The 14,358-nt window shown below is 42.9% G+C and carries 16 protein-coding genes and 1 tRNA gene; 15 read left to right on the forward strand and 2 right to left on the reverse strand.

Features of this window, described 5'->3' with window-relative positions:
* Positions 1 to 233: 233 nt before the first annotated feature.
* The 14 genes from FW767_RS12195 (at position 234) to FW767_RS12260 (ending at position 11,472) form a co-directional block, all read left to right on the forward strand.
* Positions 234 to 1,667 (forward strand): transcription antitermination factor NusB, encoded by a 1,434-nt coding sequence (locus tag FW767_RS12195; RefSeq protein WP_121700343.1) that lies wholly within the window; start codon positions 234 to 236, stop codon positions 1,665 to 1,667.
* Positions 1,668 to 1,723: 56 nt separating this feature from the next.
* Entirely contained in the window at positions 1,724 to 2,071 is a 348-nt protein-coding gene (gene yajC, locus FW767_RS12200) for a preprotein translocase subunit YajC (protein ID WP_121700342.1), read from the forward strand.
* Positions 2,072 to 2,170: 99 nt separating this feature from the next.
* Positions 2,171 to 3,163, forward strand: coding sequence for a YbbR-like domain-containing protein (locus FW767_RS12205; protein WP_121700341.1), 993 nt, complete (start codon positions 2,171 to 2,173; stop codon positions 3,161 to 3,163).
* Complete coding sequence (coaE, locus tag FW767_RS12210; protein ID WP_121700340.1) at positions 3,160 to 3,741, forward strand: dephospho-CoA kinase; 582 nt, start codon at positions 3,160 to 3,162, stop codon at positions 3,739 to 3,741. The genes FW767_RS12205 and coaE overlap by 4 nt, the downstream gene beginning before the upstream one ends.
* Positions 3,742 to 4,035: 294 nt before the next feature.
* A complete protein-coding gene (locus FW767_RS12215) occupies positions 4,036 to 4,533 on the forward strand; it encodes a TonB family protein (RefSeq protein ID WP_121700339.1) in 498 nt (165 codons plus the stop codon).
* A gap of 54 nt (positions 4,534 to 4,587) precedes the next feature.
* Positions 4,588 to 5,391 (forward strand): KilA-N domain-containing protein, encoded by an 804-nt coding sequence (locus tag FW767_RS12220; RefSeq protein WP_121700338.1) that lies wholly within the window; start codon positions 4,588 to 4,590, stop codon positions 5,389 to 5,391.
* A gap of 11 nt (positions 5,392 to 5,402) precedes the next feature.
* Positions 5,403 to 6,161 (forward strand): energy transducer TonB, encoded by a 759-nt coding sequence (locus tag FW767_RS12225; RefSeq protein WP_121700337.1) that lies wholly within the window; start codon positions 5,403 to 5,405, stop codon positions 6,159 to 6,161.
* A gap of 2 nt (positions 6,162 to 6,163) precedes the next feature.
* The gene (locus tag FW767_RS12230) at positions 6,164 to 7,105 is read left to right on the forward strand and encodes a carboxypeptidase-like regulatory domain-containing protein (protein ID WP_121700336.1); all 942 of its coding nucleotides are present in this window, start codon (positions 6,164 to 6,166) and stop codon (positions 7,103 to 7,105) included.
* Between the two features lie 178 nt (positions 7,106 to 7,283).
* Entirely contained in the window at positions 7,284 to 7,946 is a 663-nt protein-coding gene (locus tag FW767_RS12235) for a hypothetical protein (RefSeq protein WP_121700335.1), read from the forward strand.
* A 438-nt stretch (positions 7,947 to 8,384) separates the two neighbouring features.
* Positions 8,385 to 8,663, forward strand: coding sequence for a hypothetical protein (locus tag FW767_RS12240; RefSeq protein WP_121700333.1), 279 nt, complete (start codon positions 8,385 to 8,387; stop codon positions 8,661 to 8,663).
* A gap of 11 nt (positions 8,664 to 8,674) precedes the next feature.
* The gene (locus tag FW767_RS12245; protein ID WP_147438824.1) at positions 8,675 to 9,328 is read left to right on the forward strand and encodes a hypothetical protein; all 654 of its coding nucleotides are present in this window, start codon (positions 8,675 to 8,677) and stop codon (positions 9,326 to 9,328) included.
* Positions 9,316 to 9,867, forward strand: coding sequence for a hypothetical protein (locus FW767_RS12250; protein WP_121700331.1), 552 nt, complete (start codon positions 9,316 to 9,318; stop codon positions 9,865 to 9,867). Before FW767_RS12245 ends, FW767_RS12250 begins: the two co-directional genes overlap by 13 nt.
* 2 nt (positions 9,868 to 9,869) lie before the next feature.
* Positions 9,870 to 10,937 carry a hypothetical protein gene (locus FW767_RS13210; protein WP_205523917.1) on the forward strand — a complete coding sequence of 356 codons (1,068 nt, stop codon included), beginning with the start codon at positions 9,870 to 9,872 and terminating at the stop codon, positions 10,935 to 10,937.
* Positions 10,921 to 11,472: a hypothetical protein gene (locus FW767_RS12260; RefSeq protein WP_121700330.1), complete on the forward strand. Its 552-nt coding sequence runs from the start codon at positions 10,921 to 10,923 to the stop codon at positions 11,470 to 11,472. Before FW767_RS13210 ends, FW767_RS12260 begins: the two co-directional genes overlap by 17 nt.
* 6 nt (positions 11,473 to 11,478) lie before the next feature.
* Here the strand turns inward: FW767_RS12260 and FW767_RS12265 are convergent, their stop codons facing one another.
* Together FW767_RS12265 and FW767_RS12270 are read right to left on the reverse strand one after the other, a co-directional pair.
* Positions 11,479 to 13,059, reverse strand: a complete 1,581-nt coding sequence (locus FW767_RS12265) for a peptide chain release factor 3 (RefSeq protein ID WP_121700329.1) — start codon at positions 13,057 to 13,059, stop codon at positions 11,479 to 11,481.
* A gap of 47 nt (positions 13,060 to 13,106) precedes the next feature.
* A complete protein-coding gene (locus FW767_RS12270) occupies positions 13,107 to 13,655 on the reverse strand; it encodes a DUF4924 family protein (protein WP_121700328.1) in 549 nt (182 codons plus the stop codon).
* 255 nt (positions 13,656 to 13,910) lie between these two features.
* Between FW767_RS12270 and FW767_RS12275 the strand changes: the two genes are divergently transcribed.
* Positions 13,911 to 13,981 (forward strand) — tRNA-Gln (locus FW767_RS12275).
* Positions 13,982 to 14,358: the final 377 nt, after the last annotated feature.

Genomic DNA, 14,358 nt, shown 5'->3' on the forward strand with positions numbered 1-14,358 from the left:
ATAAGAGAATAATGGAAATACAAAAGAAATTGAACCGCAGACCACGAGAGAAAATAAACTTTGATACACCTAAGGCGCGTTTTTTCGCACACGTTGGATAAATTTGCATTTGCTGTTGGACTCTACATTGAATAGTGACAGGGCTCTTTATATAAAAAATATATACTGAGCCCTTTGTCACGTTGCACTAAATTGTTAACTTTGCACCGTAAAAATAATAAGAGCATTGAGTTATGATAAACAGAATTTTGATAAGGATGAAAGTGGTTCAGATGCTTTATTCCTATCTGTTGACACGAAGTGATTTTAACGTATTGCCGGTTCCCGAAACGCGTTCGCGTGACAAGCGTTATGCTTATAAACTTTATTGTGACTTGCTTTTATTGCTCATTGACCAATCGGGATTCAAGATTACAAATTATGAAGGACGCCCACGTATAGAACGTGCTGACAAAAGGGCGAAAAATGACTATACGCGCATAGCTCAGGCTCTTGCCTCTAACGACGATATGCAGAATATAGCATTGTCCCGTAGGTCATTCATAGAGGCTTTGGCGCCTATGAGGTTGCGCCTTGATGCGGCTGTAAAGGCATCATCTATTTATAAAGAGTATTCTCGTAAAAAGACTGCACCCGAAATCGGTGATGAAGTTCAGCTGTGGAAAACCATAATGCACACTATACTTCTTCGAGACAGAGAGCTTGATGCGCTTATACATGCCGATGAGGAGTTCACGCATGTAGGATATGAGCAGGCTCTCGCCATGCTTGATGTGACTCTCAATGATTTTTCTACGGTAAAAGGATCTTTGATTGAGGCTCGCCGTGGATTGGCCGCGTCTCTTGACAAGTCCTATGAGCTGTACCATAGCTTGCTGCAGCTTATGATTGATCTGACTCATCTTCGTGCCCAGCAACTTGATGAAGCCAAACACCGCTATATAACCACACATGACGACCTTAACCCCAATATGCGCTTTGTGGAAAACAAGTTCATAAAAGCGCTTGAAGAAAACGAAGATATGTGTGATTATCTTAAGGATATACCTCTGTCATGGGTGGATGAGGATGTGACGTTGCGTCGTCTGATGGCAAAAATTATAGATAGTGAGGCATATAAAAAATATATGTCTGCGCCTGATGTCGATTTTGCTGCTGATTGTGAGCTTTGGGCATCGCTTTTTAAAACGGTCATCATTGAGAGCGACGAACTTGCGGAGGCGCTTGAGTCGCAGTCGGTGTACTGGAATGATGACGTGACTATAATGGGGTCATTTGTGCTTAAGACAATAAAGATTTTTGCCAATGCCAAAGGTGCTCCGGTCAAACTGCTGCCTAAATTCAAGGACCTTGAGGACGAGCGTTTCGGACCCCGTCTTTTTGAAGCTGCCATCTCCAATCAGGATGAATACCGTGCTATGATTGACGAGTGTCTTGTGGAGAGCCGTTGGGATCCTGACCGTCTTGCATTTATGGATATCGTGATTCTTGAGACGGCAATAGCCGAATTGCTTAATTTTGAATCGATACCTACAATCGTGACCATAAACGAGTATACGGAGATAGCCAACTACTATTCGACTCCGAAGAGCGGTCAGTTTATCACCGGAATGTTGTATGCGATAGTGAATAATTTAAAAAAGGCCGGAATCCTTGTAAAGGAATAAAATATCTTTAGTATATTTGCATTATAAACAAGTAACAATTTAAATAATTAAGAGATATGGTTTATAACCTTATAGCAGTTCAGGAGGCAGCCGGAGGCGGTGCCGGCATCATGAATCTCCTTATGATTGTGGGTCTTATCGTGGTATTTTACTTTTTCATGATACGTCCGCAGCAGAAAAAGCAGAAAGAGATAAAAAAATTCCGCGAAGGCCTTAATGTAGGCGACCGTGTTATCACCGCAGGTGGTATATACGGCAAGATCCGCAATGTGAAAGATACGACAATTATACTTGAGATTGCCGACAATGTACGCATAACAATTGATAAGGGTTCGGTCTATCCTTCGGCATCACAGGCTCAGGAGGCGGTAAAGCAGTCGGAGAATAATCCTGAAAATAAATAAAAGGCACTCCTGCTGATTAAACAGTATTGAAGCCCGTACATCAGTTTTATAAAACTGTGGCGGGCTTTATTGGTTTATATAATGTAATCATCGTGTGATATGGGACTGATACGACAAGTGTCCGGAATATTCCGGCGCATATATGATGCTCTTAGCTCTGCCCGCGGCAAGGAGGTATTGCTGTTTATGTTGTTTTTGCTCATATCCTATGTGTTCTGGCTCCTCCTTACTCTTAACAATGAGGTGCAGGAAGATATGGACGTACCTGTCGAGCTGGTTGACGTGCCCGACAGCGTCACTATAATAACAGATGTGCCGCAGGTAATAAAGGTGAGCGTGCGCGACAAAGGCTCGTCACTGATGAAGTATCGTATGGGTGGAACGAAGGTGATGAAGATTAATTGGGGTGATTATATATTGACCGATAACAAGTTTCTTGTGAGCAGGGCTGATCTTAGTTCTCGGGTGAGAGATTATTTTGGTACCGGAAGTCAGGTCGTGACGGTGTCGCCCGATTCGTTACGTCTTAACTATACGACATCTCCCGGACGCAGGGTGGTTGTAAAGGTGGTTGCGGATCTTCAGCCGTCGTTTGGCAATATTATAAGCGGACCTATATGTACTAACGTCGATTCTGTATTGCTTTATTCCGTCAAGGACCTTCCTCATTCTTTGGTATCGGTGGAGACTGTGCCTATCGTACGGGGCGGCCTTACAGATACGACTGTTATCACGGCTCGTATCGAACCTATTGCCGGAGTTAAGATGGTGCCTGATCAGGTGACGGTGACTGTGCCTGTGGAGCCGCTGATAGCCCGCAAGCAGTATGCGCCGGTTATTGTGAAAAACATGCCGTCCGATATGGGGATGATAACTTTTCCTTCGCGTATAGAGGTGTCTTATCTTGTGCCTATGAGCATGTATAATGACGAACTCTATGATGTAAACGCATATGTGGACTACAATGATGTGCGTCGTTCGGTCAATGGCAAGCTGCCGGTGACCTTGTCATTGCTCCCCGAGTTTTATCATAACACCGAAATGTCGCCCGACAGCGTTGAGTACATAATAGAACAGCGTCATCAGCCATGAAGTCGGGTCTTATAGCCATAGCCGGTGGTATCGGCAGCGGTAAGTCGGTAGTGTCATCTATGCTTCGGGCCATGGGATATGAAGTCTATGATTGCGACAGCCGTGCCAAAGCATTGATGGATGCCGATGATGCGATTAAACGAGACATATCGCGGTTTGTGTCGGAGGAGGCGATAACGCCTTCGGGCGAAATTGACCGGCAGGTACTTGCAGCCACGGTGTTTAATGACAAAAAGCTCCTCAAGCTACTTAACGGTATAGTTCATGAGGCTGTACGGCGCGATATAGTAAGCTGGCGTGAAGGGCTTGACTGCGAGGTGGCTTGGATTGAAAGTGCCATAGTGCATGAAAGCGGGCTTGACGCGCTGGTCGATGAAATCTGGGAGGTCACTGCTCCCGAAGAACTCCGCATCCGACGTGTCATTACCCGCAGCGGGCTGTCGTGCGATGCAATAAAAAGCCGCATGGCCGCTCAATCAGGTACTCGCTACATTGACGGAGTACTTGTAAACTGCATACTTAACGACGAAGTCACTGCGGTATTGCCGCAATTGTTGCATCTGCTCCGCGTGTATTGAACTTAAAGGGCATTGATTACAATTTCTTTTTAAATCGAACAATTAATTGATCGATAAAATAGGCTGATTTCGGGATTAGTGAATTGTAGAGACACACCTCCGGTGAGGCCGAATTGAAAATCCCCATATGACATTTCCTATGGTCTCATAGTCGTTTCATAGTTGTTGAATAGTCGTTGCATGTGACATTTGTTGCATGAAAAATAAAATATTATCGCTATATTTGCTATTCCGGTGATTACCAACCGGCAAGTTAAAACTAAGTAATCAAAATAGCACCGTAAACACTTTACCATGGCACGAGGAAAGCAGACCTGCAAGATACTGGAAAAGATTCGCCGGCAGATTACCGAGGCGAATGACAAAGCCTTAGCTATTGTCATGATTTTTATAGGAATGATTGGAATGTCAGCATATGTTAACAGTGAAAACAAGGAGGTTAATACCGAATTTGAAAACAAAATATATACTGCTGTAGAACAGTTGCCGGAATTTCCCGGCGGTCCGGCGGCTATGATGAAATTCATTTGCGCCAATCTGAAATATCCGAAAGAGATGGTTGATGATTTTCAGGGTAGAGTTGTGGTGAAGTTCTACGTTGACACATTAGGCCATGTATGTGCCCCTGAAATTGTAAAAGGCCGTGATTCAGTTCTTGATCGGGAAGCGTTGAGGGTGGTAGGGCTTTTCCCCGATTTTATTCCGGCGCAACACTTGGGCAAGAAAGTCAATGCTTGGTTTACACTTCCTATATCTTTCAAATTTTCAGATTACGCAGATTATTGTGATTGACTATGGCAGAAATATTCTACCATTAATCTTAACCTTAAAAATTAGAATAAAGCAATGACAAAAATAGTAGTAAAAAATACTGAGATTAATGTGATAAATGTCAATGGCGAGGATTATATATGTCTTACCGACATGATACGCGCCAAGGATGGTGATTTTTTCATAACTGATTGGCTACGCAATCGTAATACTCTTGAGTTTATTGGTATATGGGAAAAAGTCTATAATCCGGATTTTAATTATGGCGAATTCGCCATAATTAAAAGTCACTCTGGGCTTAATAGATTCAAGATAAGTGTAAAAGAGTTTGTTTCTAAGACTAATGCGGTATCTCTTCAAGCTAAAGCCGGAAGATATGGAGGTACATATGCACATAAAGATATCGCTTTTGAATTTGCAATGTGGATCATTCCGGAATTTAAAATTTATATAGTGAGAGAATTTCAGCGTCTTAAGGCAGATGAGCATAAGTTACTTGGATGGTCGGCTAAACGCGAACTTGCTAAACTGAACTATCATATTCACACTGATGCGATTAAGACTCATCTGCTTCCGGCTGAAATAACGAAAGAGCAGATGTCAAAAGTGTATGCCGACGAAGCTGATGTGCTTAATGTAGCTATGTTTGGAATGACGGCAAGACAATGGCGCGATAATAATCCGGGACTCAAAGGTAATATCAGAGATTATGCTACAATAAATGAATTGATATGCCTGTCCAATTTGGAGAATATTAATGCAGTGTTTATTGAGCAGGGGCTTGCCCAGTCAGAAAGGCTTATGAAACTTAACCGTATAGCCATTCATCAAATGAGTGTATTAGAAAATTGGAATAATAACCGTGATCTTTTAAAGTGAAATTTTTGACCATGGCACGAGGGAAACAGACCTGTAAAATACTGAAAGAGATACGTCGGCAGATTGCCGAAGCAAACGGCATAGAGTTCGTCACGTCGGAGTGTCGCTACCGAGGCGACTGCCTCGGCACATGCCCCAAATGCGAGTCGGAAGTGCGCTATCTTGAGCAGCAACTCCGTGCCCGTTTACTTGCCGGAAAAGCCGTAGCCATTGCCGGTATCTCGGCAGGCATGCTTCTCTTGTCAGGTTGCAGTGGCACATCGACAAATCAATCAAGCGAGACTTTGCTGGGCGAACCTGAGACACCAATCGAGCAGGTTGAGGTGTCGGATACAATAGAAGAAGGCGAACTGCCGATGATTGAAGATTCGGTTGTCATCAAAAAAGGAGAAATCGATGATACCGAATATACGGTTGTGGGAGAAATTATCGACCCCGAACAAGAAGATAAGGTGTATGAAGCTATTGTAGATGTTCGCCCGACATTCCCCGGCGGCGATGAAAAACTTATGGAATGGATTTCTCAACATATTCAATATCCTCAAAATGCATATAACTCTCACATTCAAGGTCGTGTTATAATCCAATTCTTGGTTAACGAAGATGGCTCTGTCGGGGATGCTCAAATTATAAGATCTGTATTTCCTTCACTTGATGAAGAAGCACTCCGAGTTGTAACAACATTGCCCAAATTCAACCCTGCCATACTTGATGGGAAAGCGGTTGAATATTGGTTTACCATACCTATAATATTTAGATTAGCAGACTGACTATGGCACGAGGAAAACAGACCTGTAAGATACTGAAAGAGATACGTCGGCAGATTGCCGAAGCCAACGGCATCGAGTTAGTGACATCTGAGTGTCGCTACCGAGGCGACTGCCTCGGCACATGTCCCAAATGCGAGGCCGAGGTGCGTTACTTGGAGCAGCAGCTACGCGCCCGTTCCCTCGCCGGAAAAGCTGTAATCCTCGCCGGTATCTCGGCGGCATCCCTCGCTATGCTTATGCCAGTGACCTCCGATGCGCAGACCTTGCAAGAACTGCAGAACCTTCTGAAAGGGAGCATTCCTGTTGTGGCCGATACAATAACTGTCAGAGGTATTGTACTGAGTGGGGATACATTGCCCGACGGTACTATTTCAAAAGAACCGATAATCGGAGCGACTATATCAAATAAACGCACTGCGTTAGGTGCCATAACTGATTTAGACGGTCATTTTGGTTTACCGGTCTGTATAGGCGACACATTGAAGGTAGAATATGTCGGTTATGAACCGCAGACGATTGTCGTAACCGAGAATATTAGAGATACGACAATCACACTTGTACCCAATTCTGCTTCATTATTGGGTGACGTAGTTTTTGTCGGAGCTATGCCCAAGCGCGAAGAAAATCACTATCTCGATCTTAATGTAACTGACGAAAAAGGCAACGTAATAGACTGTGAAGATCTATCTGTGGAGCGTGTCTGGATTGACAAAGATGGAGATGAATACTCTGAATGTATTTTACCTGAATACTTTGATGATAAACACCCATGTCGCATTTATTGGGATTATCAAAGCGGCTTACATGATGATGACGGCAATCCGTTAAAAGAGGCGACACTCCGCATAGAGGCCGAGGGTTACGACGACTCTATAATAATCAAGGTCAAGTACCCCAAACGCAACGCCAATAAAACCGTAAAGTTCCGCCCCAAAAAGAAATAGCCGATATGGAGCAGATTGGTAAATTTATAACTTCGACAGTTGTCATGTTCTTATTCATGTTCAGTCTGATATTCTGTTTCGATTCGCCCGATATACTGACTAATATCCTGATAGTAAGCGCAAACGTGCTGTTTTGGAGTGGCCTCCTTTGGTTTATAAACAGGAAAGGAGGCAATCGATGAAACAACAAGATTGCTATACGGCAAAGGAGGCGTTTACATTTCCTCTTTTCTGCCTTGCTTGTTTGGCTTCTTTCATCTATTGGGGCTGCACAGATGGATGGCATGTCGGAGCGATAGTTGGCACATTGTTTTTCGGAATAATCACATTGACATATATTTTCAAATATCTCCGATTCGGGCGTGACTTTCTTAGAATAGATGCTGATGGTATTACATATAAAGAATGGAGCAAAACCACTTCGCTGAAATGGTATGAAATAGCGAAATGCGCTGTTTTTTATAGACAGTCTTATATGGGAGTCCTCTTTTACAGAGTGTTGGACATAGTATTATCATCCGAAACCAAAAGCCAAAAGGGTATTTCGGTCAGACTATCCGGGAAATATTGTCGCAATAAAAATGTCATCAATACCATTGAGCGATTCGGCGGTACAGGTGTATTCGATGAGCAATCGTCCCATAGTCAAAACAAGTATTTGATTGGAATACTCCTGTTTGCGGTTGCTGCAATATTATTTATAGTTCTTATTTCTTGTGATAATCGGCATCACATAACAGATAATTACTCGGTATTTACTTATGGCGAGGGATTATATGGCGAGAGTGAAAAGGATTATCCTATATTTGTTTCAAAACTCGGTTATAAGGATGAACCGTAATTCATCGCAAATGTCCGACATGTGTGGTGGAATGATTCGACAATAATCATTGAGCAAAATAATAATTCTTGGTGGATAGTCACAGCCGTTGATAGCCGGTTGAGTTATGGAGATAAATATGTTGGTCCTCTTTCTGTGCAGCGAAAGGACAGCATCATACTTGCCGAAAAAATCAGTATTGAACAGATGAAGCATAGGGATTATGAATAAGTGGCAGAAAATAGTAGGAGTTATTGCCTTTGGTGCGATTGGTATTTGCGAATTACTCGTATGTGCCAATACCTATCTGGATTTGAAATATATTATTGAGCCATACGATATTTCGGATATGATAGAGAGAATGTATCTAAGGGCTGATTCGCTGTTAATTGCGATATGGCTCAATTATTTCATATCCCTAGCTCTGTTCATTTGTCTTTGGCGGAAAGGAGGTAAACGATGAAGAATAGAGTCATTTTCATAGTTAAAATCATAGCGGCTATTGCGATTTTGTTTACAAGTTCATATTACTGGCTTCACACAGTTATTCTGCATATTGGAGCGGGACTTCGGTATGGGTGTCTGTGTCTGTTTCGTCGCGGGCAGAAAGTATCATATCGGGAAATCCGCTATGGTTCGGAAGATTTCAATAACACAGACCATGCCGACAACAACCTTGCCAACGGATTTCTCGGCTTCCTCGTCCTCACATTGATTCTGATTTTAATAGCCAAATAAAACCTATGATAATGATACTGATCGACATTATAATTCAATTGGTTATCTTCACTTTATTGGCAATAGCTATTGCACTGCCATTGGCAAGTATTGTATGTTGGTGTAGCAGGAGGCACAGGAAACGTAACACTATACTGGCAATGTTATCGCCATTCCTGTTTATATACTCTTTCTATTTCACATGTCTAATCGGCGGATTTGCCTGTTCATCTATCTTTGACACCGGTTGTGGAATGGATGGATATTATAAGGCCGATTTGCCCAATGGCTATCGGATAGAATCCCTTGCAAGTGGCTCCATTCGCGAATACTTTACAGGGGATATTAGTAAAGACGGAAACCGCGCCGTTGAATGGGTAACTAAGATCAAAGTTTCAGGCGATTCCATTTATGGAGAGAGATATTTCGTCAACGAAGCTTCTGGAAGTGAATATTATTTTACCATAGACACTAAAACCGACAACATAAAGCAATATGAATCAATCAGAGTTGCAGAGGAAACAAATCCGGTCATAGTAACAGGGTTGACACATCTTGAGGCATTTTATTACAAAAGTTGGCCGTGGGTAATTCCCTTGACCATTCTCGCCTTTGCCGTATCGTCAGGATTGGTATTCATTTTATGGTTTATTGTCAACAAGATATCTGCAAAATGGAAAAGTTAATGACAAAACAAAGGTTATTATTGATCGGATTACTCTTTATAGAGGCAATAATTATGTTTTGGTCTGTCCCTAAAGCCAATGCTGATGATATTGATGTGCAATTATGGTTAATAACCGACATATCCTTAGCTTTAATTATAAGCCTGACAGTCTTAAAAAAGAATAATCAAGGGAATCGCAAGTCCATTATACCAATTTTTATCGTAGGTGTTGCCACATATCTTCAGATATTATATTGCTCCGTGTTTTATGATTGGGGAATCTTAGTTAGTTTGACTTTGCCTATATTTCAGATAATATTCGGGTATGCGATATTTAGATATTCCAACAACATAGTTTCTTTATTTATTGGCTGCTCTAATCTGATGTTTTCGGCTATATGGGCTAATCAATATCAAGGCTTCCTATGGCTTCATAATAAGTTCAGTGATTTAGAAACGATGGCAGTGGCGAGTCTTGATGCCCTTGGCGGTGCAGTGATAGTGTTCACGCTCTCGGCTATTATGATAATGAAATTCAACTCGAAAACTCCACAATAACAATGAAACTGACTGACACAAAATATATGATTATATGCGGATTGCTATTGTCGATGTGCATAAGCAGCTATGCACGGATTATCAATGTTAGCGGGCGTGTTGTCGATAAATATGATGGCGAGCCATTGATTGGAGTGAGTGTATGTATCCCCTTTGCCGACCGGACAGACAGTATAGTGGCAGTATCAGATACCAACGGATTGTTCTCCGTATCATTGCCTGAGAATCAATTGTTGAGTTTCCGATATGTGGGTTACGATGATGCTTTTGCCATTGCCAAATCAAATATGTTGATTGAAATGGAGGATGGTGGCTCTTGGAAGAACCCATTGTGGATTGTAGACAGCATGATTGCAGACGTGGATTATCCGGGTATATGGTATCAGTCACCCTTTGGCAATGTGTCACTGGAGTCACTTGTTTGCGATGCGATTCCTATATTACGAGAACCCGATATAGACTCAGTGGAGTTAACCGACACAACCCTATGCGTAAACAATATTCTGTTTAACGGATTATGCTGTATCTCAACCAAACCTACAACCATACAGATAATAGTTGACGGCGAAAATCAAGGTGTCATAAAAGAACACCCCGGACGGTTTGCCGGGAAAAATGGAGCAATAAATTATGCCTCTAACACGCTACAGATTGATAGTGTAATAGATGCCGTCGCACTTGATCGCGAGAAAACCTTTCCAACATCTTGTGGAAAAGCAGAGAAAATGCTTATTGTCACCACCGACCGACATTATCCATCAGTGTCAAAAGCAGGATATAAACCATATAAATATGATAATGGCGATGATTATGTGTCCGACGGTCGCTATCGAATTGTAGATAGCGAAGGTAAAATAGGATATGCAACACAATACAACGTTGTGATAATACCGCCGCGCTTTGCATTCGGATTTCCGTTTAAGGATGGACGTGCGAAAGTGACTGACAGCGGACACCTCGAAGAAGTGGAAGGCAGTGATGGTGAATACCATTATTGGGTAAGCGACAACTGGTATTGGATTGATAAAATGGGAAATAGACTTGAAATATATAATGAAGTTGACCGATAAACGATTTTGGATTGCGTGGCTTGTGCTTCTCATTCTGGTGATTGTGAGTTGCATAACAGAAGGCTGGGGCGAAGATACAGCCTTGCTCGGTGCGGCTTATGCGCTGTCGCTGTTATCGACGTGGCTGTGTCATAAGGCAAAACCGAAAGCGGCGTTTGTCAACATGATTGTGATGATTGTCTATAATGCCATATTGAGTTACAATCTTATCTTCAATAGCCGATATGGAATAGGACTTACATGGTGGTTTTTCGCACTGCTGCTGAACACCATATATTCAATAGCATTGCATGTTTTATGCCTTCGTTATCCGATACAAGTCGATTCGCAAGCGGGTTTAATCCAGTTTTATTGCGAAGTCGTTATATCGGAGTTATTCCGGTTCGGTGTGGCCCCCCGATTGTTATATATGGCGTATGCCTGCAGTGACGCCAGTACCACGGCGTCCGGGTGCGATTCTCGTGGCCTCACACAATCCTCCGTGCCGTATGGTCTTGTTTTTGATATGGCAGCCTTGCAGATTGCCACTAAATAGCCGTAGCTAAAACTCGCTGGTGAAGTGGAAGCGGATTTTTGGGAAATCGGCTTGGGCCATCTGAAGGACGTAGTTGGAGTCGGCGAGAAATACATCGCGACCCTCGCGGTCGGTGGCCATGAATTGATGTTTGCGTTTCTTGAACGCTTCGAGTGCTGCCTGATCGTCACTTTCAATCCAGCAAGCCTTGTATAGCGAAATGGGCTCCCAACGTACAGTGGCTCCATATTCATGTAGCAGACGGTACTGTATGACTTCAAACTGCAACTGCCCGACAGTGCCGATGATTTTTCGTCCGTTGAACTGGTTTGTGAATAGCTGTGCCACACCCTCGTCCATAAGTTGCTGTATGCCTTTCTCAAGCTGCTTGGCTTTCATCGGATCGGTGTTTTCGATGTATTTGAACATCTCGGGCGAGAAACTCGGCAATCCCTTGTAGTGCAGGTTCTCACCTTCGGTAAGGGTGTCGCCTATTTTGAAGTTGCCGGTGTCGGGTATACCCACTATGTCTCCCGGATAAGCCTCGTCGACAATGCTCTTTTTCTGTGCCATGAACGCGGTGGGTGCGGCGAAACGCATCATCTTGCCTGAACGCATATGCTTGTAGTTGGCATTGCGTTCAAACTTTCCCGAACATACTTTTACAAACGCTATGCATGAACGGTGGTTGGGGTCCATGTTGGCATGAATTTTAAATACGAAGCCCGAGAATGTGTTTTCATCGGGTGACACACTCCTCTCTTCGGCTGTGACAGGGCGAGGCGACGGGGCTATTTTCACAAAGCAGTCAAGAAGCTCCTTGACGCCAAATGTATTTAGTGCCGAACCGAAAAATACCGGAGCTACCTTGCCTTCAAGATAACGGTCTACATCGAGCGGGGGATACACGCCTTCTATCAGTTCAAGGTCTTCGCGCAGTTTCGCGGCATCTTTTTCGCCGACGGCCTCGTCTATGCGGGGATCATCGACCGAGTCTATCTCGACGCGCTCTGTGACTTGCGTTTTGCTCGGAGTAAACAGGTCGAGCGAGTGTTCGTATATATTGTATACGCCTTTGAACTTCGCGCCTATGTTGATAGGCCACGAGAGTGGACGTACCGATATTTTAAGTTCCGCTTCAAGCTCGTCAAGTATCTCAAAGGGGTCGCGTCCCTCGCGGTCGAGTTTGTTTACAAATATTATGACGGGAGTGTTGCGCATACGGCACACCTCCATCAGTTTGCGTGTCTGTTGTTCCACGCCTTTGGCTACGTCGACAACGATTATGACACTGTCCACAGCTGTAAGAGTGCGGTAGGTGTCCTCGGCAAAGTCTTGGTGACCGGGAGTGTCAAGTATGTTTATCTTGTAGTCGCCGTAATTAAAGCCCATGACTGACGTGGCCACCGATATGCCGCGCTGTTTTTCAATCTCCATCCAGTCGGAAGTCGCAGTCTTTTTTATCTTGTTTGACTTTACGGCTCCGGCCACGTGTATGGCTCCACCGAAAAGAAGGAGCTTTTCTGTAAGGGTGGTTTTACCTGCGTCAGGGTGTGAGATTATAGCGAATGTACGCCTGCGGTTTATTTCGTCAGTAAGTGTTGCCACGTCTTTTTCTATTAATAAATTAATTTCGGCTGCAAAGGTAGCAATTTTTATTGGTTGTCCCAAAGTTTGTCTTCTTGGTCAAGTTTATGATATTTTGACAGAAGCGATATGAATTTTGTTATCTGGGCTATTGCTTTTTGTGTGTCGACTGATATTCCTTTTCCCTGAAGTTTCAGCATAAGTGTCCCGTAAAGGGCGGCAAAACATGTCTCTATCTCGTCAAGCTTACTTTCTCCTTGACGGGAGCGTAATTCTACGATATAGGGGAGCGTTTTGTAAAATTCCGAAGCATAGACATCGAATTTTGGATCTTTGAGCAACGCATGATGCAGGTCGTTGAGCATCAACAGCGTATTTTTGTTAAGCTGAAGATGTCCTGAAGTTTCTACATTTTCTCGACGCATCATGTCAATAAGCGATTCATACCATTCGGTTAGTTCTTTACGCTGATCATCATTAAGATCGAATTTATCGATGATATTGCTTTTTATCTTATCGATGTCAAGATTATTTGCGCGGATAATATCTTCAATTTGCCACATGTAGAGGAGGTATTCCGCGATATTCTCTTTTCTTTTTGCCGATGCGATATACATATTGTTTAGTTCTTGTGATTATTGTTTATCAACTATAACACCAAAGTTACTAAAAAAGCCCGAGTCTCGCTCAAATAATACTGCGTATCGTGTGATTCATTTTCAAAGTGCTTGATATACAGAGCGTATCACAGTTATATAGCTCTCGTTAAATGTACCTTTACGGTGATGAAAAATAAATTTTATAAAAATATTTGCTTTAAAATTTGGAAGATAAAATAAAACTGCCTAACTTTGCCCTCGCAAAACAGAAATTGCCTTGTGGTGTAATGGTAGCACGTCGGATTCTGGTTCCGCCTGTGAGGGTTCGAATCCTTCCAAGGCAACACAAAGAAAGAGTTAAATCGCAATGATTTAGCTCTTTCTTCTTTTATACTCCGCCGCCAAGTGTTAAAATTTGTTATCTCGAGGCTTGGCCGCAAGAGTCCGTTGAAGTTGCCCGAGTGTGAAATATAATTTAGGATCATGATTTTGAGAGCCTTGATCGTTAACCATTATTGAGCGGTACATAGTCATTAACTGATGCTAAACCGATTTTTAAAGATTTAAGGGATCAGCGGATTTTCCCGGTGGGTGGTAAGTGGAAAAGCCACTCTACTTTGACCCTTTTGGCCAAACAGAATTCACCCCTTTGGCCATAATATGATTGACCCTTTTGGCCCAAATAACATTAACCGCTTAACACAAGAGTTATTAGAGATTT

This window comes from Heminiphilus faecis (assembly GCF_008728965.1).
In the GTDB taxonomy this organism is placed as follows: domain Bacteria; phylum Bacteroidota; class Bacteroidia; order Bacteroidales; family Muribaculaceae; genus Muribaculum; species Muribaculum faecis.